Annotated in this window: 1 protein-coding gene; it reads left to right on the top strand. The window is 63.2% G+C overall.

Going from position 1 to position 1,140, the window contains the following annotated elements:
- Window positions 1-14: 14 nt before the first annotated feature.
- Window positions 15-1,140 (top strand): S-(hydroxymethyl)glutathione dehydrogenase/class III alcohol dehydrogenase (locus A7X77_RS31615; protein WP_064686695.1); only part of this gene is annotated, 1,126 nt, incomplete at its 3' end.

Below are 1,140 nucleotides of genomic sequence, written 5' to 3'. Positions count from 1 at the left end.
CAGGGAGATATCAAATGGACGTTCGCGCCGCCGTAGCCGTTCAGGCCGGAAAACCGCTCGAAGTGATGACCGTGCAGCTCGACGGCCCGAAGGCCGGCGAAGTGCTGGTCGAGGTCAAGGCGACCGGCATCTGCCACACCGACGATTTCACCCTGTCGGGGGCCGATCCGGAAGGCCTGTTCCCGGCCATTCTCGGCCATGAGGGTGCCGGCATCGTCGTCGATGTCGGTCCGGGTGTGACCTCGGTCAAGAAGGGCGACCACGTCATTCCGCTCTACACGCCGGAATGCCGCGAATGTTATTCCTGCCTGTCGCGCAAGACCAATCTGTGCACCGCCATCCGCTCGACCCAGGGCCAGGGTCTGATGCCGGACGGCACCTCGCGCTTCTCGATCGGCAAGGACAAGATCCATCACTATATGGGCTGCTCGACCTTCGCCAATTACACCGTGCTGCCGGAGATCGCCCTTGCCAAGGTCAATCCCGACGCCCCCTTCGACAAGATCTGCTACATCGGCTGCGGGGTGACCACCGGCATCGGCGCGGTGATCAACACCGCCAAGGTAGAGATCGGCGCCACCGCCATCGTCTTCGGCCTCGGCGGCATCGGCCTCAACGTGCTGCAAGGCTTGCGCCTGGCCGGCGCCGACATGATCATCGGCGTCGACATCAACCCGGATCGCAAGGCCTGGGGCGAGAAATTCGGCATGACGCATTTCGTCAATCCGAAAGAGGTCGCCGACGACATCGTGCCCTATCTCGTCAACATGACCAAGCGCAACGGCGACCTGATCGGCGGCGCCGACTACACCTTCGACTGCACCGGCAACACCAAGGTGATGCGCCAGGCGCTGGAAGCATCCCACCGCGGCTGGGGCAAATCGATCATCATCGGCGTTGCCGGTGCCGGCCAGGAGATCTCCACCCGGCCGTTCCAGTTGGTGACCGGCCGCAACTGGATGGGCACCGCCTTCGGCGGTGCGCGCGGCCGTACCGACGTTCCGAAGATCGTCGACTGGTACATGCAGGGCAAGATCCAGATCGACCCGATGATCACCCACACGATGCCGCTCGAAGACATCAACAAGGGCTTCGAGATGATGCACAAGGGTGAAAGCATCCGCGGCGTGGTGGTCTACT

This window comes from Rhizobium bangladeshense, assembly GCF_001662075.1.
GTDB lineage: Bacteria > Pseudomonadota > Alphaproteobacteria > Rhizobiales > Rhizobiaceae > Rhizobium > Rhizobium bangladeshense_B.
Note: the sequence above shows the minus strand (reverse complement) of the source record. Positions and strands in the feature narration are given on the sequence as shown.